We start from the raw sequence: 19,404 nt of genomic DNA, 5'->3' as shown, positions 1-19,404 counted from the left end.
ATTAATATATTTATTTTTTATGTTTTAGACGAGATGCTTATTCTGGTGTAGAATTACAACTGCATAAACAGCCAAATAAAAGAGGGTTTGACTCAAAAAGTGTTAGTTTGTACTTTAGGCATGTATTGTGCAAATACTATCGAGTCAGACCCTTTTTGTTGGAGAATCTTGCACTTTTACCCTCGTTGAATAAGGATTGGAATAGCATTGTCTTATTGTCTAGCCTCAATGCTAAGTTGCTTTAAGACTCTTCCGTGCTATTAGCTAATAGCAGTGGCAATCACGCTTTTCTGCCTTGCAACAATTTTTGTCGAAATGTATAATGTAATTTGGATACATATAAAAAGAGGCAAGCAACTTGTTTACCTCTGCAAACGGATGTATTGTATTTTGGAGGGAATTTTATAGTGAAAACGACAATTACTGAAGTAAGTAAATATGTTGGCCAGGAAGTAACCATTGGAGCTTGGTTAGCTAACAAACGTTCAAGTGGAAAAATCGCTTTTCTACAGTTAAGAGATGGTTCAGGATTTATTCAAGGGGTTGTAGTTAAGGCTGAGGTTGAAGAAGAAGTATTCAAGCTTGCTAAATCAATCACACAAGAAACTTCATTGTTTGTAACAGGTACGGTTCAAGAAGATGAACGGTCACCTTTTGGATATGAATTAACAGTAACTAATATTAAAGTGATTCGTGAATCGGTTGACTACCCGATCACACCTAAAAAGCATGGTACAGAATTTTTAATGGACAATCGTCATTTATGGATACGCTCGAAACGACAGCATGCAGTTATGAAAATACGTAATGAAATCATTCGTGCAACGTATGAATTTTTCAATAACAATGGCTTTGTCAAAGTAGATCCACCAATATTAACTGGAAGTGCTCCTGAGGGGACAACGGAATTATTCCATACTAAATATTTTGAAGAGGATGCTTATCTATCACAAAGTGGCCAATTATATATGGAGGCTGCTGCGATGGCTTTAGGAAAAGTATTTTCTTTTGGTCCTACTTTCCGTGCAGAAAAGTCTAAGACTCGTCGTCATCTAATCGAATTTTGGATGATTGAACCCGAAATGGCATTCTACGAGTTTGAAGATAATTTACAAGTACAAGAACAATATGTAGCCTATATCGTTCAAGCAGTGTTGAAAAACTGTGCACTTGAATTGAAAATTTTAGGGAGAGAAACTGAAACACTTAGTAAGATTACAGCACCATTCCCACGTATTACGTATGATGATGCAATTAAGTTTTTACACGACAAGGGCTTTGACGATATTGAATGGGGGGATGATTTTGGTTCTCCTCATGAAACTGCAATTGCAGAAAGTTTTGAAAAGCCAGTATTTATAACACATTATCCGACAGCATTAAAACCTTTTTATATGCAGCCAGATCCAAATCGAGACGATGTTGTGTTATGTGCTGATTTAATTGCTCCAGAAGGGTATGGTGAGATTATTGGTGGCTCTGAACGCATACATGATGCTGAATTATTAGCTCAACGTATGAAGGAACATGATTTATCTCCAGAGGCTTATCAATGGTATTTAGATTTGCGTCAATACGGTTCGGTTCCCCATTCTGGATTCGGCTTAGGATTAGAAAGAACGGTAGCATGGCTTAGTGGTGTTGAGCATGTACGTGAAACAATTCCATTCCCACGTTTATTAAACCGTCTATATCCTTAATATTAGTTAACTTTTAATGTTCTCCGGCTCCCACCTCAATAGGTGGGAGCTTTAAATGGGGTAAGGTTTTCACCAGAAAGTGAATAGTGAAGATCTCACTGTAATAAATGGTATTCATAAATAATTAAGTTGAAATATAAACTAAAATGATTATGTTTGTCTGTCATTTGCTATTTAGCATATTATGACTGATAAATTCCCTTGGAGGGTGACTCTAAAGGATCTAACTTACATTTCATCCAATATTTAAGGAAGAATCTCCTTATTGCAAGAAATTGTATGTCAGATCGTTTTCTTTTGAGACATCCTTTTTGCATATATGATGTACTGTGAAATGGTTTGTAAACGGTCATCACATATTCTTGTTCATGTTATACTAAGGACGAGGTGTCATAAATGATAAGTAAAGATAAAATGCTTGACTGGCTTGATCAAGGCAGTATCTCTATCCCAAAATTGCTGTTACAAAACTACGTACAGATTGGCCTTAATGAACAGGAACTTATGTTAATTTTACATGTGTATTCTTTTATAGAACAAGGAAACAAATTCCCTACACCAAATGAATTAGCTGATAGAATGACACTTTCAACAGAAGAGTGCACGGATATATTACGATTGTTAATAAAAAGAGCGTATATTCGTATTGAAGAAGGCAGTGATGAGCATGGAAAAATTAATGAGCAGTATTCCTTGCAGCCATTGTGGGAAAAAGTTTTAATGAGCTTTGTATCAGAGACTGCGGTTGAAGAACCAAACAAAGAAGATATTAATTTATATGTGATGTTTGAAGAAGAGTTTGGTCGACCTTTATCACCATTCGAAGGTGAAACATTATCTATGTGGCTTGATCAGGATCAATATAATCCAATCATTATTAAGACAGCATTGCGTGAAGCAGTACTATCAGGAAAATTAAATTTTAGATATATTGATCGCATATTATTTGAGTGGAAAAAGAATGGGATAAAAACGGTTGAACAAGCTCAAAGTTACGGTAAAAATATTCGGAAGCATCAACAAAAACGGTCAAGTACACAGGAAGGGGAATATAAACGTACTATTCCTTTTTATAATTGGCTTGAACAGCAGTGATCTTTTGAAAAAAGTAGCGAACAATCAGGTGAGCTATTTGCAGCCTGATTTTTTTTGTCCTACTTACTTATGTAAATTGATTAACAAGACTGATCCGCATTACAAAGAATACTACTTTACAATGTTGTAAATTAACCTAAAAATCCAACGGAGACTGTATGATATTGATCTTTATAAAAGAGGAATAACCGTCACTAATGATAATCTTTATTAGTGTTATCTGTTCGTAGGGAAAGGAACAATTAATGCGGAGTAGTCAATAATTAAAATTGGGTGTGAAATATACTATGTTAAATAATACACAAATTAGGTTTTGTTTAGATAAAATGGGGGAAATGTTTCCTGATGCACATTGTGAACTAAATCACTCAAATCCATTTGAGCTTGTGGTTGCTGTTGCTCTATCTGCACAATGCACCGATGCACTTGTAAATAAAGTAACTAAAAAGTTGTTTACAAAGTATAAGAAGCCTGAAGATTATTTGGCAGTCTCATTAGAAGAGTTACAACAGGATATTCGATCTATTGGTTTATTTCGAAATAAGGCGAAAAATATCCGCAATCTATCTCAGTTATTAATCGAGCAATATGGAGGTATTGTTCCTAATGACCGTGACGAGTTAACTAAGTTACCAGGTGTAGGAAGAAAAACAGCAAATGTAGTCGTCTCAGTCGCGTTTGACATACCGGCGATTGCTGTTGATACTCATGTTGAACGTGTTAGTAAACGTTTAGGGATATGTCGTTGGAAGGATAGTGTTTTAGAAGTAGAAAAAACACTAATGCGAAAAGTACCAAAGGATGAATGGTCTGTGACCCATCATCGCATGATATTTTTCGGTAGATATCATTGTAAAGCACAATCACCTCAGTGTGAAGTATGTCCACTCCTTGATTTGTGCAGAGAGGGTAAAAAAAGAATGAAAAAGAACAATAGAAGTACCAAAGGGGAGAAATAAGGTTGGAACTGAATATCCCAAACCATATGAAAAATACACTCTTTTTCCCTGAGTCTATAACAAATCTAAATATTAACCTACATAATTCATTTGAATTGAACGTTGATTTAACTAATTTTGGCTACGACATTGCAGCACATAACGATATAGATACAATTAAGCCTTGGTTGTCGATAGAGCAATATATTCCTATAGTAATAGCTAAATGGAAGGGGATTGAACCAGAGTTAACTCAACATTTTCAGCAGAGGAAAAAAACGAATATCAAACAGGCGATTGTTCAATCATTAGGTTTGTTCTTATCTATGCTTTTTTGGATGAACAGCAGCCCTGTAACGAACCTTATTAATATTCAAGATCAAATTAAAGAATTGAAATACAAACCGATCAATGTAGGTGAAAGAATTGATTTTATAATGAAAAAACCACATCAATTTCATTCTTTTATACAGCTTAGTGAGTTATTTCAAGAAAGTACTAAAATATATTACAAGATTGTTGCATTACAAAAATAACATCGATACTTAAGATTGAAATTAGCTAGTGAGTAAGGTTCGTCAACTTTGTTAATTACTATTACAGGGCTTTATGTAGTTATTCAACTTACGGAGCAATAGTTATATACGTGGATAACTTGAGCACGAAGGGCGATAATCTATGTGAAAATAACCTTAGTTAAAAATCTTTAAATATTAATTTACAAATGAAAAAATGACTTTTGTTTAACCACCATTTGGACGAGCTTACCCACAAAAAAACAACAGGCTACCTCTCATAGCCTGTTGTTTTTTCAGTTATTATTCATTATTATCCTCTTCACTTGGAGGTGGTTCAGGTGGCCGTTCATCATGGTCACCTTCATCAATTAATGGGTCTCCAATTTCTCCTTCATCATCAGTTCCTGGCTCTTCATCAAATAAGTCATCAAACGGATTTTCTAATTCTTCCTCAAATATCGGAATCTCAACAGAGGCACTTAGTGGGTCACTTCTATTTTCTGGATTGCTGTCACTAACTGCTGAGATCTGATAAGAGTAGATTGCCCCTTCAATCGGATCAGGTACGAGGTAACTAAACTCTTTTGTAGTGCCTATTACTTCATACGGGCCTTCATCAATTGATTGTTTAATTTCGAATGAAATGTCACTTAATTCTTCCTCAGATCCATCTAACGTATAGTCCCACAATAATTGTAATGCATTAGTTCTTTCATCATATAAAGCTTCAAAACCATTAGGTGGGTCTATTTTATCATATTTTTCTGAGACCTTAGTTGGTTCTGTGCCTTTCACAAAGTATTCGTAGACGATTTCACTTTGTGGTGTAAATTCACTAGGTAATTTTGCGGGATTTGACCCTTTTTCAACCTTTTGTTGAACCACACTGTTAGGTACAGTGAAATCAGCAGATTCACCACCTGATATGTGGGTGAATAAATTTTTAAATAGTCTACGGGCAATTTTTTCTTCATCTACGCTTTTAAAATATGCATCTTCACTAATTCGATTAAATCCTGTCCATATTGCTGCCGTATATTCTGTTGTATAGCCTGCAAACCATACGTCTTTCGTTGCATTTTCCGGTAAACCGTATTTTTGTGTTTCTTCTACAGGATAGTTAGTAGATCCTGTTTTACCGGCCACTGGGACTGCATTGCTAACGAAGGCATCCCGACCTGTTCCATTGGTAACAACAGATTTTAACATATCAGTTATCATAAAAGCAGTGTAATCTGACATCGCTTCTTCAGTTTCCGGCGTTAAATCCATTTCCCTTCCATCAGGAAAAACAATTTTAGTAACAGCATGAGGTTGATTATAAAATCCTTCATTACCAAAGGCACTGAATGCACCTGCCATGTCTAATGTAGATACACCAGTACTAAATCCACCTATAGCGTATGGTTCGTATATTTGTTTTTCTAGTGGGATTCCTAAACCAACCGCAAAGTCTCTTGCTTTATCGAGACCGACTTCTCTCACTGCTTTAACTGCTGGAACATTAACTGACTGTTCTATAGCATATCTCATAGACATCCAGCCTCTATATCCATCATACCAATTATATATTTGTTTATTAGAATCAGCATATGTCATTTGTTCATCATTAATTTGTTCATATGTCGACCATTTTAAATATTCAATTGCAGGACCATAATCAAGAACAGGTTTTATGGAAGATCCTGGTTGTGCTTTTGTATCTATAGCATAATTCCAACCTCTTGCAGCGTCTTGATTACGTCCACCACCGATGGCTCTTATTTGACCTGTTTTCGTATCAAGTAATGTAATTCCAGCTTGGAGGTTCTCGTTTGGGAAGTTGACAACATTATTCGATTGTAACAGCTCATTAGTGTATTTTTGTGCTTCTGTATCTAACGTCGTATAGATTTCTAGGCCACCTGAATATAGATCGTAATCTCCAGATTCATTAATTTCTTCTATAACATAATCTAGAAAAGCGTCATAAGGTTCAGATTCTATTGTAGTTACATTCAGTGATTCTTCAACAGGTATTGCTTGGGCTTGTTCAGCCTGTTCAGCTGAAATAAAGCCATGTTGCGCCATTAAAGATAGTACAACATTTCTTCTTTCTTCTGCTGCTTCAGGATTTTTAATAGGATTGTAATTATTTGGACTTTGAGTCATTCCTGCTAGTAAAGCAGCCTGATGTAGTTGCATGTCATTTAAATTATCTTTATCAAGGCCGAAATATACTTCAGCTGCTTTGCCTACTCCGTACGTACTTCCACCTAAAAAGATTTTATTTAAATACAGTTCTAATATCTCTTCTTTAGATTTAATTTGTTCAAGCTTATATGCTAACCATGCCTCTTGAACTTTTCGACTTATTTTTTTTTCAGGTGTTAACACATAGTTTTTGACAACTTGTTGTGTGATAGTACTTGCCCCTTCAGCACCGAAGCCTTCTGTAATATTAGCAAGAACGGCTCCACCTATTCGAATAGGGTCAATTCCATGATGTTCAAGAAAACGAGCATCTTCAACAGCTAGAAATGCATCTTGAAGTACTGTTGGAATTTCGTTATATTTTACATACGTGCGTTTCTCTATCCCAAGCTCAGCAAATTCATTGCCATCTTTATCAAATACCTTTGAAGAGAATGAGGCTTGAAATGCTTGTTCATCTAATGGAGGTACATCTTTAATGATTACATAAAAGGCGATTGCTCCAACTATAGCGCCAATAATTCCTAACGAAAAAAATACTAAAATAAGTTTCTTAATAAATTGAAAGATACTTTTTTTAGGTTTTTGGTTACTTTTATGGTTACGTTCAGCTTGTTTACGTGCTGTTCTTGAGTGTGATTGACTTGCCATGTGGTATTCCTACCTTTCAACTTAATAATCCCTAGCAGAGTTATGAGAAATAAATATTATCCAATATGTTAAGATAATCAATGCGTGGCTTATAGCCTAGTGGGACTTCATGACCTAAATCCACTATCTCTTGTTTTGTTATTGATTTTCTATCTCCTTTTTTCATACGGTCCCAAAAACTTAATAGGTGGGTAGCTTCTAGCAGAAAGATCTGTTCATTCTTAGTAAATCGTAAAATGACAAAACACAATCCGTTATGATTTATTACATCTCGCATATGTTTAATTTGGTGGTCGTGAAAGTTTTGCAAAGGGAATGATGTTTTGTTTCTAGTTTCTTTAGCTTCAAAATCTATATACCTACCCTTGTAAATACCATTATAGTCAGTAGTTGAAGCTTGTTTAAAATAGGCTTCTTTAATAACAGCAGCACTTCTTTTCGGATAGTCAACTTGTACGATTTGAACTGGCGTTGGCTTTTTGTGAATAACCGCTATATTGTGTAGTAAATAATAATGATTAGAGTTATTAATATCCTCTTCCAAAGTCATACCACGATTACTGTATGAAGCTTTTTTAGCGGTATTAGTATCTTTATCTTGTTTTTCTTTATATAATTTACCATTCGGATAGCGAATCACTGATTCATCCTCCTCACCTAACTTCACCAACTATCATAACAAATAATAAAACTACATTGTAACGATTTTAACAAAGTGTCATCATAATGATGTTAAAAAAAAAGTATAGGTGTTTTTTTAAGTTATGGCAAGTGATAAACTTCTTTTTACACGTTATTTAGCCTCAAATAATTAGACGATTGTTCGTATAATAATGTTACAAATATAATATTTTGAATGAAGTAAACGATTGGAGAGTGTACTATGAGGACATGTAGTTGGGGTGATTCACACCTAATATATCGAAGATGAGGGAAGGCTAGCCCTCATCTTCGTTTGAAGTTAAGTAGCAGGTTTATTAGGGCCTTCTAGTTTTGGGTTACCATATCCCGTTGCTTTCTGTTTATTTTCTCGATTATTTTGCTGCTTGTTGTTTTTATTTTTGGCCAACTAAAACACCTCCTAACAATTAGTGTAAACAATCCTGTTATTTTCATGCGAACTGCGTTGTCGAATTGTCGCAAATATAAAATTGTCGACTTTCTTTGTTGAATTAGTTCTAGTTTTGTCAATCGTGGAGGTGTTGAGCTTAACATCACGAAACTATACCGTATAAGTAAAAGAGAGGCTATGTTTAGCTCAATGATTATAATGTAAGTTAAATATACTGATGAGGAGGAAGAAGATAAATGGAATTGACCAATAAAGAATTGCAGAATTCGGTGTTTGATGAATTGCTTGACTATCTTGAATTAATAGATCAAAAGCTTGTTAATCATGTTGAAGAACACATAGATATATATGTTGAGCAACAACAAAGGAATATTAAAACTATATCAAATAACCTTCATAAAATAGAAAATATATATGACCATAACATCATCGACATTGCACTCTAATCCCACATGAAAATTCAGCAAAAGATACCCTCGCTATCCTTTCAATCAATCCATCGAATTGATATAATATTATTGGAACTTAAGTAGATTAATTGGAGAAAATAATATGGAAAATTACGAAAAATTAATAAAATTAACAAATATGTTAAAGACATTTAATAATAAATGCATAGATATACTGGAACAAAGAAAAGAGCTTACTCATGTTGAAGTTGATTTTTATCGTGAGGTATATCCGTTTGCTAATGAAGTTAATAAAATTCTTGATATGTGGAAAATCAATGCTTTGCAGTGGATTAATGAACAAAATCCTAAATATATTTATCCTTTGCAAATAGAATCAACTTTTGAAAATTTGCAAACATTGTCTGTTCAAGTTTTTTATAATGAAGGGAAGGGGAAGCGTTTGTTAAACCTTCACCAATCAGTTGATTATTTATTAAATGCGATGATAAGTGAACTTAAAGAAAAATAAAATTGTATAATTTCTTTTTCCTCTATTCACAACAATATTAATTGTGTTATAGTATTAACGATAACTACATATGTTCACTACTAGGGGGGTCCAATAGCTTGGACTGAGAGAAGAGCGCGTTAAAGTTCTTTGACTCTTAGAACCTGATCTGGCTCATACCAGCGTAGGGAAGTAGAATTCGACCAGCTTATTGTTACTATAGCTATGTCATAAATTACTTTCAACAAAAGGGTTCTCAATTTTGAGAACCCTTTTTTAGTTGGTATGGGTTAGCAATTTCATAAGATAGTTTGAATATGTATACTTTATTCAGACCGACTATCTGACAGTTGATTCATTCATTTTATTGAGGAGGAATTTTCAATGACAAAAGAAAGTATTGCACAAAATATGACATTTCCTTGTAGCAAGAAGGTTTATGTACAAGGAGATCAAGCTGATGTAAAAGTACCGATGAGAGAAATTGAGCTTCAACATACTAGTGGTACTTTTGGCGAGGAAGAAAATGAGCCTGTGAGAGTATACGATACGAGCGGACCGTATACAGACATTGCGTATGATGTTGACATACGGAGAGGTCTTCCAAAGCTACGAGATGACTGGATTATTAAACGAAATGATGTTGAACAGTATGAAGGCCGTGAAATAAAACCAGAGGATAATGGATATGTAGAATCAGATGCTCGTTCAAACCTTGAACAATTTCCACATATTAATAAGCAGCCTCTACGAGCAAAAAGTGGCGAATGTGTCACACAATTGCACTATGCAAGAAAGGGTATAATAACCCCTGAAATGGAATTTATAGCTATACGTGAAAATATGAGCCCAGAGTTTGTCCGAGATGAAGTAGCTAGTGGTCGCGCGATCATTCCAGCAAATATTAATCATCCAGAAAGTGAACCGATGATTATAGGGAAAAACTTCCATGTGAAAATTAATGCGAATATTGGCAATTCGGCCGTCTCGTCATCCATCGATGAGGAAGTAGAAAAAATGACATGGGCTATTCGTTGGGGTGCAGATACGATGATGGACTTGTCTACAGGGAAAAACATACATACAACGAGAGAATGGATTATAAGAAATGCACCAGTTCCAGTCGGAACGGTTCCTATTTATCAAGCGCTTGAAAAAGTAAATGGCATTGCGGAAGACTTAACGTGGGAAGTATATCGTGACACATTAATTGAGCAAGCTGAACAAGGTGTAGATTACTTTACGATTCATGCAGGGGTACTTTTGAGATATATACCAATGACTGCAAAGCGTACGACAGGCATTGTTTCTAGAGGTGGGTCTATTTTAGCGCAGTGGTGCTTAGCACATCATGAAGAAAACTTTCTATATACTCATTTTGAAGATATTTGTGAAATCTTAAAAACATATGACATATCAGTTTCTTTAGGGGATGGTCTCCGTCCAGGTTCCATTGCTGATGCGAACGATGAAGCGCAGTTTGCTGAATTGGAAACATTGGGTGAATTAACGAAAATTGCTTGGAAGCATGATGTTCAAGTGATGATTGAAGGACCTGGTCATGTTCCGATGCATCTTATAAAAGAAAATGTGGATAAACAACAAGAAGTTTGTCACGATGCGCCATTTTACACACTTGGCCCATTAACGACAGACATTGCGCCTGGCTATGACCATATTACTTCAGCTATAGGTGCTGCAATGATTGGTTGGTTTGGAACGGCGATGCTTTGCTACGTAACACCTAAAGAACACCTAGGCTTACCGAACAAAGAAGATGTACGTGAAGGAGTTATCGCTTACAAAATTGCTGCTCATGCAGCAGATCTTGCGAAAGGACATCCTGGTGCTCAAAATCGAGATGATGCACTTTCTAAGGCACGCTTTGAGTTTAGGTGGCACGATCAATTTAACCTTTCGTTAGACCCAGAGCGAGCACGTGAATATCACGATGAAACATTGCCTGCCGAAGGTGCTAAAACAGCCCATTTTTGCTCAATGTGTGGGCCTAAGTTTTGTTCAATGAGAATATCTCAAGACATTCGAGATATGGCAAAAGACCAAGGTAAAAATGAGTCTGAAGTGATAGAAGAAGGAATGAAGCAAAAGGCAGAGGAATTTACGCAAACAGGCTCCAATATATACGGCTAAATCTTCTATATAGTGAGAAGTAGGCGAATAGCGCTTACTTCTCACTTGTTTTTACCATGAACTTTCATTAAATACTCTTATTTACACAGACTATTTCTAACAAAACTTACTCTTTTTCAACGTGAATTGAAACTGGGCGATCTTTCTTCGTAGCTACTGTTTCGATTGCAAATTCTGCTTCTTCTTTATGTTTTGCTGCTACATTATGTCCGAATTTATGTTTGGTGTTTTTATAACCTTTCCGTTTATGATTAAAATGCTTACCACGACCCATCCTTAATTCCTCCTATGTATTGTTTTCCATCTTTATTACTATTGGATAAAAAGGCGATAAATATAACTTTTATTCAAAATAAAATGGAATTTAATGATAAAATAAGATCAAACTTCATTAATATCCATAAAAAGAAAAAAATGAAAATATTCCCTATTGATCTTTTGAACTGATCTCTATAAGTGGGATATATTTTAATGATGTTAAGAAAAGTGTACTTCTTAACATGAACGTATTAACTAGAATGGAGTGGTGAGGTGAAAAAAGAATGGTTAATTATTTTATCGGGGCCGATCATTATTTTAATCACTGTTGGAGTGATTTTAACTATCAATTTATACAAGGATTTTGAAGAAAGTGGGTTTTCAACATGGAGCCACACGTGGATTCCACTAGAATCATTAAGAGATAATGACGCAGTCCATTTGTCTTATGGCATGAAATGGAATGGTGTAGGTAGTCCAATTATAAAAGAAATTACAATAATAAAAAGTGATGGTACAGCATTAAATGAGAGTGATAGATTATCAGCTATACCTTATATTTATGTAAGTGGATCTTATGGAAGCTTAGCTGAAAATGAGGAAAGAAAAATAGATACCGTATATCGAGATATTCAAGACTATCAACCTGATAAAGAAAGGTTTGAATTGACATATGTACTAAAAATGGAGGAATTTGATCAATCTTACAAGACGACTGAAATTAAGCAGTTGAAAATTAAATATAAGCTTTTTGGTATAGAGCGTGTTCAGTTCATTGATTTTGGTGGTTTTTTTAGGGGAATTGATAATTAGTAGATTAGGTATTGAATAAAAATAGAGGGGATTATAGTATCCCCTCCATATTATGTCTTATAATATGATGTCATAGTTTTTTAGATGAATAGTAAGAGATTAGTCAATTATGTTTTATTATCGGAAGTCAAATGAACGTGAAAGCCCATTTTGACTTGCAGCTCGCATATATCGTTTAGACGATTTCATCAACAACATACTCAGGCTTCTGCGCTCCATCAGTCTCTAATTGACGTACAATATTTCTGTAATCTCTAATGGGAAGGTTTCCATGCAAGTAGATTTGTCTTGCGAAATCAAGCAATTCATTACCATCTATAGGTTCATATTTCCTTTGAGAAATAAAGTGGTTACGCAATTCTTGAACATTCATGAGAACCCCTCCGATTAATATAATTTATTTATATGGTATCACGAAAAAGCACTCTTTTAAAAAATTTTAAATATTGAGAATTCCGACAATTACTTACATTTATTTTATTTTTTTCTAAAGGGGTGTTTTTTCATAGAGTAGAAATATATACGCATAAAATATTTACAATAATAAGTTTCATGCCTTGTTAAATATGGTGTTAATCGAATAAAATCTTTTCTTTACTTATTTCAAAAGCAATATAGATTAGGAAAAGTGTTGCTGTTGTTTTTCATAGTCATTGAACGTATACAACTAGTTTTCTGTAACAATTAGAAAAAAGTTTATTAATCGTGACTGATGAAACACATTACAATTTATTCTTGTGTCATGATTTTGTGTAGTATAATAATTTATTCCGATATTTAATTACAATTTTTTAATTAGGAGAAATAAGATGAGTAAGCATGAACGTCAAATGATCATCATCGGGTTAATATTAGCAATACTTTTTCTATACTTTTTAAATCCGGTGACTAATTCTAACCCATCTGCTCCAACTGCTAATAAAGGAGTTATCGACCTTACCAATTGGAACTTTAAGAAGGATGGCTTAGTTAGTCTTAATGGGAATTGGGAATTTTATGAAAATGTGCTATTACAACCTGCTATTTTAAATAAAAACGATTTTAGTAACAACTTTCGAAATGTTCCGAACGTTGGTAATCAAATACGAGGTACGAGTGTAATAAATAAAGATGGGTTTGCTACCTATCGACTAAAGGTATTATTAAATGATAAACATACTGACCAACTTTTCGGAATTAAAATTAATGATATACGCATGGCACATAAATTGTTTATTAACGGTTATTTAGTCGGGCAGAGTGGGGAGCCTACCAACAATGTAGAGACGCAACAAATCGGTAATATTCCTTATGCAAAGTATTTCCCGCTAAATCAATCCTCTTTTGAATTAGTCATACAAGTATCTAAATATGATTATTATGATGGGGGTATTATTGACGATATAGAATTTGGCCTTCAAGAGGACATATCTAAGCTGCAACTCATCTCTTTTGGTACAGATTTAGCTATTATTTTTGTTTTGTTGTTATTTTGTGTATATCATATGAGTATTTATTTTATGAAAATGAAAAGTAACAAGTTTTATTTATACAATGGATTATTTTTCTTATGTTTATTAATCTCTTACTCATGTAGAAGTGAGAAGCTCTTTATGCTGTTTTTTCCATCAATTTCAATTGATACGGCCTATAAGATTCAAGATATATCAGCATATAGCGCAATTTTATTCATATTCTTATTCCTTCATGCGTTAGATGCGACTTTACTTTCTAAGAGGGTGATGCGTATTGCATGCTCACTCTTAGTGATTTATCCTTTAATAGTTTTGCTGTTTCCTTATGATAAATATACTCATATGGAGATGTTTTTCTTATTTATTAGCGGAGGTTGTTTAAGTTTTATTTTCTTTAAGTTAGTGAGGGTATTTATTAAAAGAAAATATGATGAGGTTGAGAAGAGAGAGTTATTACTATTATCGAGCATATTTATTTTTCTTTTTTTTATGTATTTCGGTACGATTAATTTCTTTGATATTATGGTAGCTTTGACTGGAGAATTTATACAATGGGAGCCGATTATAAAAACTCGGTCTCAAATTATTTATGATTTAGGCCAATACAGAGAAATAAGTATTGTTATCTTTGTAGCGGTAATGTATATTTTATTAGCTCTTCGATATACACATACATTTGGCATGCTTGAAAGCTTGTCGAATAAGTTAATTTCAATGAACAAAATGAAAGATGAGTTTTTAGCAAAAACTTCTCATGAGTTAAAAACACCATTACACGGCATTATTAATATTTCTTCATACTTGTTAGATAAAAAAGATCAAATGTCAAATAACGAAAGGAATAATCTTACACTCATTCACGACACCTCAGTTAAGCTATCCAATTTAGTAAATGATTTAATTGATGTCTCCAGACTAAAAAATGGACAATTGCAGTTACACATAGCAACTGTAGATATTAAAGTATCAGCTCAAATCGTGTTTGATGTACTCGCATTTGAAGTGCAAGGGAAAAATATTGACTTAATAAATAATCTACACGATTATGCGTTAGTAGAAGCTGACGAAAATCGTTTGCGCCAAATCTTGTATAACTTAATCCATAACGCGATAAAGCACACAGAGCGTGGGGAAATTACTGTTTCATCTCAAAAAATAGAAGAAACCTTATACATATATATAGAAGATACGGGAATAGGAATCCCAGATGAGAAAAGGGAAGAGATATTTAGTTATTACGAACAATTAGATCAATTTATGCAAGTTGATAGCTATCAAAGTATGGGTTTAGGGTTATATATTAGTCGACAATTAATAGAAAAGATGAATGGTCGTATTTGGGTCGATTGGACTGAAGTTGGTATAGGGTCTAGATTTTGTTTTACCCTACCGATTGCCCAAAATCCGAAGCTAGTCGAAGAAGTTGCATCAACAACAACTGCATCTACATATAGACAAAATGAGGATTTACAAAGCGATAACGACACTACTGCTAATTCTGATCAAACGATTCTCATCGTAGATGATGAACGAGCTAATATTCAAGTGCTTCAAAATATGTTATCAAAGCAACATTTTAAGGTTATTATTTCATTTTCAGCGAATGATGCTTTAAGTAAACTCAATGAACATCCTCATATTGACCTTGTTATAACTGATGTGATGATGCCAGAAATGTCGGGAATTGAGCTTTGTCAAAAAATAAGGGAGTCAAAATCATTCATATCATTACCTGTTTTGTTAGCAACAGTGAAAGATATGCCAGAGGACATCGCTCTTGGCTTTAGCGCTGGTGCGAACGATTATATTACGAAACCCTTTGACTCCAACACGATATTAGCGAGGATTCAAACATTGCTTGCTATGAAAACATCGATGGAGGATGCTTTCAATAATGAACTAGCTTTTTTACAAGCACAAATAAAGCCACACTTTTTACATAATGCTCTTAGCACAATTGCATCTCTATGTTATACAAATGTTGATGATGCTATTCGATTGCTCAAAATGTTAAACCAATACTTACGTATCATTTACAACACAACTCCTCAAACGATGTTTATACCACTAGAGCAAGAATTACAGTTGATAGAGGCTTACGTGGAAATTGAAAGAGTTAGGTTTAAGTGGTTAAACTTTACAGCTAGCATAGATGATGAGTTAGATGGAATATATATTCCTGCATTATGTATTCAGCCTTTTGTTGAAAATGCGATTAGACATGGAGTGTTTAATAAAAAAGGAGAAGGAAATGTTTCATTATCAATTACAAACCGTAAAACCTCTATACTTATTATCATAGAAGATGACGGGGTGGGATTGTCGGAGGAAGCATTAAAGCAGTTTAAAAATGGAGAACTGAAAAATGCAGGGATAGGTATGACGAACATAAGAAGAAGATTAGCATCTTTGAATGAAGCGCATATACAAGTTGACTCAAAAATAAACTGTGGAACTAAGATTACATTGGAATTACGAAAAAGAGTCAAGGATGACTTGTATGATACTGAACTGGAGGGGTTGTAATGCTTAAAGTTATGATTGTGGAAGATGAACAACCAACGTTAGATTTGATGCATTTATTAATAAGTCAACAACCTCAATTAACTGTTGCTGGAAGCTTTACAAGTCCAATAGAAGCATTGGCAATGTTCGCTGACATTCGACCTGATGTGGTTTTTCTCGATGTAGAAATGCCGGAAATGAATGGCATCCAATTGGCAGAAAAAATAGTACAAATTGATAAGGACATTCAAATTGTATTTACAACAGCTTACGAACATTATGCTGTTCACGCATTTAAAGTTTATGCAGTTGACTACCTTGTAAAATTTGTTACTTCTGAAGATATTAATAGAGTGACCTCCCGTTTACTAAAAAATCATTTGGACAAAACAAAACTTGCACAAATAGACTTAAAAACGAAGACATCGATACAATGTTTAGGAAAATTTGAAGTAAGAGGTGAAGGTGGAACAGTTGTTAAATGGCCCACAAGAAAAACAGAAGAGCTATTTGCGTATTTTCTCGTCCATCCAAATCAAGTCATCAATAAGTGGAAATTGATGGACATGTTTTGGACGAAAAATGCAACTGTAAATCTCCACACGACTATTTCTAGAATGAAAAAAGTGCTAAAGGAAAATAATATGAAGCTACAAATTCGTAACTTAAACGACGGTTATATACTGGATGTCGAAGCAGAATATTGTGATCTACTAACTTTTAAAACGTATTTTGTGCACTATGACAAGGTAAATAAAGATAATCTTAAAATTAGTGAAAGAACCTTCCAAGTATATAAAGGGCATTTATTTGAAATGAAAGATTATTTATGGGTTTTAGGGGTTGAAGAAGAGCTATCAGGAATGTATGAAAAACTAACTCGTGAATTAGCAAGTTTCTTTATTCAAGAAGGGAATATTAATCGCTCAGAAGAAGTTGTGAAAACATTTTTGACTTTATACCCTCTGCATGAAGAAATGACTATATTTCTTCTAAATATATATGCTAGCAATCTTATTTATGAAAAAAGGTTAAAAGAATACTATAAAAACTATGTCAAGTTATTAAGGGAAGAGCTCGGAGTTGAGCCTTCAAATGAAGTAAAACAGTTCATCCCAAACTAAATATAACTGAGCCAAGAGTGTTGTTTGAAATCTAATAATCAAACAGTACTCTTCTTTTTTAAACCGTTAATTTATCAAACTTACATTTGTTATATTTTCCTATATTGATACATCAAAATACCCTTATTCTTTGTAAGAAAATTGTAAGTATCGTTTGATAATATCTTTTTGTAAGGCTGCTATCGTAAACTTTGTTGCTATTTTATAACATATATGGTTGGCATAGTAATCCAAAAAAAAACTGCAATGAAACTCAAGGTATATACATGTTTATTAACAACAAACCATAGCGGTAACAACCTTTTGAAATGACAAACAGAGATTATAGGGGGAATTTGATGAAGAAGTTAAGTGCTTTACTTGTATTAATGTCTGTATTATTGCTATTTATGGGATGTTCTAATGATGAAAAATTATCAGGAGCGAGCGGAGGTTCGGCTTCACCGACAGAAGATAGCAATACAGAAGAAGTTGAAGAAACTTCTGGAGTTAGTGTAGTTGAAGTTGAAGAAGAAGAAGCTGAAGTAGAAAATGTGAGTCTGGAAATTGTTCAAGATAACGGTATAGCTTGGGTTGATTCAATAGGTACTATTTGGTTACATTCTGCAGCAATTTATGAAAACACAGGTGAAGTACCTATTAAGATTGGTGAAACACAAATGAATTTTAAAGATCAGGAGGGAGGAATTTTAGGTACGGCAACGTGGATATATGCAGTACCAAATGTAGTTTTACCTGGTGAAAAAGCATTTGTTTCAGAAAGTGCAATTATTGATGGTATTACTGATGCTAGTCTATACAAAGAAACTACATATAATTTTGAGTTTAACGAAACAACTGAAGATCCTAATTTAATGGAAGTATCAGCGATTAAAGGGGTAAAAGGCGATGAATGGACCCCATATAGAGTAACAGGCTTAGTGAAGAATACGAAGGACGAAAAACAAGAAAGTATAAGTGTCGCAGGTGCTTTATATGCAGAGGATGGAACATTATTAGGTATTTTAAATGATTATATTGATGTTGGTTTAAATCCAGGAAATGAAGCAGGATTTGAATTATTATATCCAGATATTCCGATTGAATTTGCTGATCAAGTAGCTACAATTGAAGTGATGGCATATGGTTGGAATGATTAAGATATTGCTATTATGCAGTTAATATAAATAAGGTAGATTGGGTCTTATCATAAATTTATTGCTTTTGTTAGGCACTTGGCATCCCAATTGTTTCTTTCGATAATTAATTAGATACATGAAAGAGTATTGTGACTGTTATTGTTTAAAATAGATCGCATGATTACTAGTATTATACTTAATCGAAAACAGACCTATTCTAATAAACACATTTTATCATTGAGAGGCTGGGACATAACTAGCTAAAAAAATTCACCTCTTTTTATTTTTGTACTTGAATACTTTTACTATCTTAGTTGTTGGCAGTGAATTTATTTAAATTCACTGCCATTAACGAAAGGCCCATTTCGTTTTCAACCTTCGATTTTCCACGTACAGAAAATCGAGAAAAACACAAATTCGCCTTCAAAAATCCAAAAACTGGTTCCACATCGATTTTTCGTTTTCGATAGATGGCACTCGTTTTCTCTTCTGAAAGCTTCGCTCTTACATATTCTTTTTGCTGTTCCCATTTTTCATTCACCATTAGTTTTCGATTGTTGCCTTCTTTTGCTTTTGTACATAATGAACGGAATGGGCATGGGGAACAGTCTTCACACTCGTAGACTTTGAACTTCCGTTCAAAACCTGTACGGTCATTGCGAATAGAATGATATTGAAATTGAAGACGTTTTTGATTAGGGCATGTATATGTATCTGTTTCCTCATCATACTCCCAGTTGTTAGGATTAAATTTGTCTTGTCGGTACTTTTTCTTTTGTTCCTTTAAATATAGGTTATATGTAATAAGTGCTTCTCGTTTTCTATTAGAAAGGATATCCGCATAGTTCTGCTCACTACCATAACCTGCATCTGCAACAATGTGGTTCGGTAACTCGAAATAATGTTGCTCAATT

The 19,404-nt window shown here is 34.0% G+C and carries 16 protein-coding genes and 1 riboswitch; of the genes, 11 read left to right on the top strand and 5 right to left on the bottom strand.

Annotated features, from left to right (window positions below; genetic code table 11):
- Positions 1 to 407 precede the first annotated feature (407 nt).
- The 4 genes from asnS to SLH48_RS13525 all read left to right on the top strand — a co-directional run bounded on the left by asnS (position 408) and on the right by SLH48_RS13525 (position 4,269).
- Positions 408 to 1,700, top strand: a complete 1,293-nt coding sequence (asnS, locus tag SLH48_RS13540; RefSeq protein WP_214481257.1) for an asparagine--tRNA ligase — start codon at positions 408 to 410, stop codon at positions 1,698 to 1,700.
- Between the two features lie 399 nt (positions 1,701 to 2,099).
- The gene (locus SLH48_RS13535) at positions 2,100 to 2,795 is read left to right on the top strand and encodes a DnaD domain-containing protein (RefSeq protein WP_320258734.1); all 696 of its coding nucleotides are present in this window, start codon (positions 2,100 to 2,102) and stop codon (positions 2,793 to 2,795) included.
- Between the two features lie 287 nt (positions 2,796 to 3,082).
- On the top strand, positions 3,083 to 3,754 hold the full coding sequence (gene nth / locus SLH48_RS13530) for an endonuclease III (RefSeq protein WP_320258626.1): 672 nt from the start codon (positions 3,083 to 3,085) through the stop codon (positions 3,752 to 3,754).
- Between the two features lie 2 nt (positions 3,755 to 3,756).
- The gene (locus SLH48_RS13525; protein WP_320258625.1) at positions 3,757 to 4,269 is read left to right on the top strand and encodes a YpoC family protein; all 513 of its coding nucleotides are present in this window, start codon (positions 3,757 to 3,759) and stop codon (positions 4,267 to 4,269) included.
- Positions 4,270 to 4,551: 282 nt separating this feature from the next.
- On the opposite strand, the gene SLH48_RS13520 is transcribed toward SLH48_RS13525, so the two are convergent.
- The gene (locus SLH48_RS13520) at positions 4,552 to 7,095 is read right to left on the bottom strand and encodes a PBP1A family penicillin-binding protein (protein WP_320258624.1); all 2,544 of its coding nucleotides are present in this window, start codon (positions 7,093 to 7,095) and stop codon (positions 4,552 to 4,554) included.
- A gap of 40 nt (positions 7,096 to 7,135) precedes the next feature.
- Positions 7,136 to 7,735, bottom strand: a complete 600-nt coding sequence (gene recU, locus SLH48_RS13515) for a Holliday junction resolvase RecU (RefSeq protein WP_413785424.1) — start codon at positions 7,733 to 7,735, stop codon at positions 7,136 to 7,138.
- A 668-nt stretch (positions 7,736 to 8,403) separates the two neighbouring features.
- Here recU and SLH48_RS13510 point away from each other — a divergent pair.
- The 3 genes from SLH48_RS13510 (at position 8,404) to thiC (ending at position 11,218) form a co-directional block, all read left to right on the top strand.
- Positions 8,404 to 8,613: a hypothetical protein gene (locus SLH48_RS13510; RefSeq protein WP_320258623.1), complete on the top strand. Its 210-nt coding sequence runs from the start codon at positions 8,404 to 8,406 to the stop codon at positions 8,611 to 8,613.
- Between the two features lie 106 nt (positions 8,614 to 8,719).
- The gene (locus SLH48_RS13505) at positions 8,720 to 9,088 is read left to right on the top strand and encodes a DUF1798 family protein (RefSeq protein WP_214481251.1); all 369 of its coding nucleotides are present in this window, start codon (positions 8,720 to 8,722) and stop codon (positions 9,086 to 9,088) included.
- A 72-nt stretch (positions 9,089 to 9,160) separates the two neighbouring features.
- Positions 9,161 to 9,275, top strand: a riboswitch (TPP riboswitch).
- Between the two features lie 176 nt (positions 9,276 to 9,451).
- Positions 9,452 to 11,218 carry a phosphomethylpyrimidine synthase ThiC gene (thiC, locus tag SLH48_RS13500; protein ID WP_320258622.1) on the top strand — a complete coding sequence of 589 codons (1,767 nt, stop codon included), beginning with the start codon at positions 9,452 to 9,454 and terminating at the stop codon, positions 11,216 to 11,218.
- 106 nt (positions 11,219 to 11,324) lie between these two features.
- On the opposite strand, the gene SLH48_RS13495 is transcribed toward thiC, so the two are convergent.
- A complete protein-coding gene (locus SLH48_RS13495) occupies positions 11,325 to 11,492 on the bottom strand; it encodes a hypothetical protein (RefSeq protein ID WP_320258621.1) in 168 nt (55 codons plus the stop codon).
- Between the two features lie 257 nt (positions 11,493 to 11,749).
- On the opposite strand from SLH48_RS13495, the gene SLH48_RS13490 reads away from it, so the two are divergent.
- Positions 11,750 to 12,289 carry a hypothetical protein gene (locus SLH48_RS13490; protein WP_320258620.1) on the top strand — a complete coding sequence of 180 codons (540 nt, stop codon included), beginning with the start codon at positions 11,750 to 11,752 and terminating at the stop codon, positions 12,287 to 12,289.
- Positions 12,290 to 12,464: 175 nt separating this feature from the next.
- Here SLH48_RS13490 and SLH48_RS13485 read toward each other — a convergent pair whose 3' ends face one another.
- Complete coding sequence (locus SLH48_RS13485; protein ID WP_214481247.1) at positions 12,465 to 12,662, bottom strand: YppF family protein; 198 nt, start codon at positions 12,660 to 12,662, stop codon at positions 12,465 to 12,467.
- A 436-nt stretch (positions 12,663 to 13,098) separates the two neighbouring features.
- Here SLH48_RS13485 and SLH48_RS13480 point away from each other — a divergent pair, with 436 nt between their 5' ends.
- The 3 genes from SLH48_RS13480 (at position 13,099) to SLH48_RS13470 (ending at position 18,511) form a co-directional block, all read left to right on the top strand.
- Entirely contained in the window at positions 13,099 to 16,269 is a 3,171-nt protein-coding gene (locus SLH48_RS13480) for an ATP-binding protein (RefSeq protein WP_320258619.1), read from the top strand.
- Complete coding sequence (locus SLH48_RS13475) at positions 16,269 to 17,372, top strand: response regulator (protein ID WP_320258618.1); 1,104 nt, start codon at positions 16,269 to 16,271, stop codon at positions 17,370 to 17,372. The genes SLH48_RS13480 and SLH48_RS13475 overlap by 1 nt, the downstream gene beginning before the upstream one ends.
- Before the next feature lie 338 nt (positions 17,373 to 17,710).
- On the top strand, positions 17,711 to 18,511 hold the full coding sequence (locus SLH48_RS13470) for an FxLYD domain-containing protein (protein ID WP_320258617.1): 801 nt from the start codon (positions 17,711 to 17,713) through the stop codon (positions 18,509 to 18,511).
- Between the two features lie 289 nt (positions 18,512 to 18,800).
- On the opposite strand, the gene SLH48_RS13465 is transcribed toward SLH48_RS13470, so the two are convergent.
- The coding region (locus SLH48_RS13465) for a transposase (protein WP_320258616.1) at positions 18,801 to 19,404 on the bottom strand (604 nt) is incomplete at its 5' end.

Origin of the sequence: Cytobacillus sp. IB215316, from assembly GCF_033963865.1 — a bacterium.
GTDB classification, from domain to species: Bacteria; Bacillota; Bacilli; order Bacillales; family SM2101; genus Nanhaiella; species Nanhaiella sioensis.
This window is presented reverse-complemented; position numbering and strand designations above follow the sequence as displayed.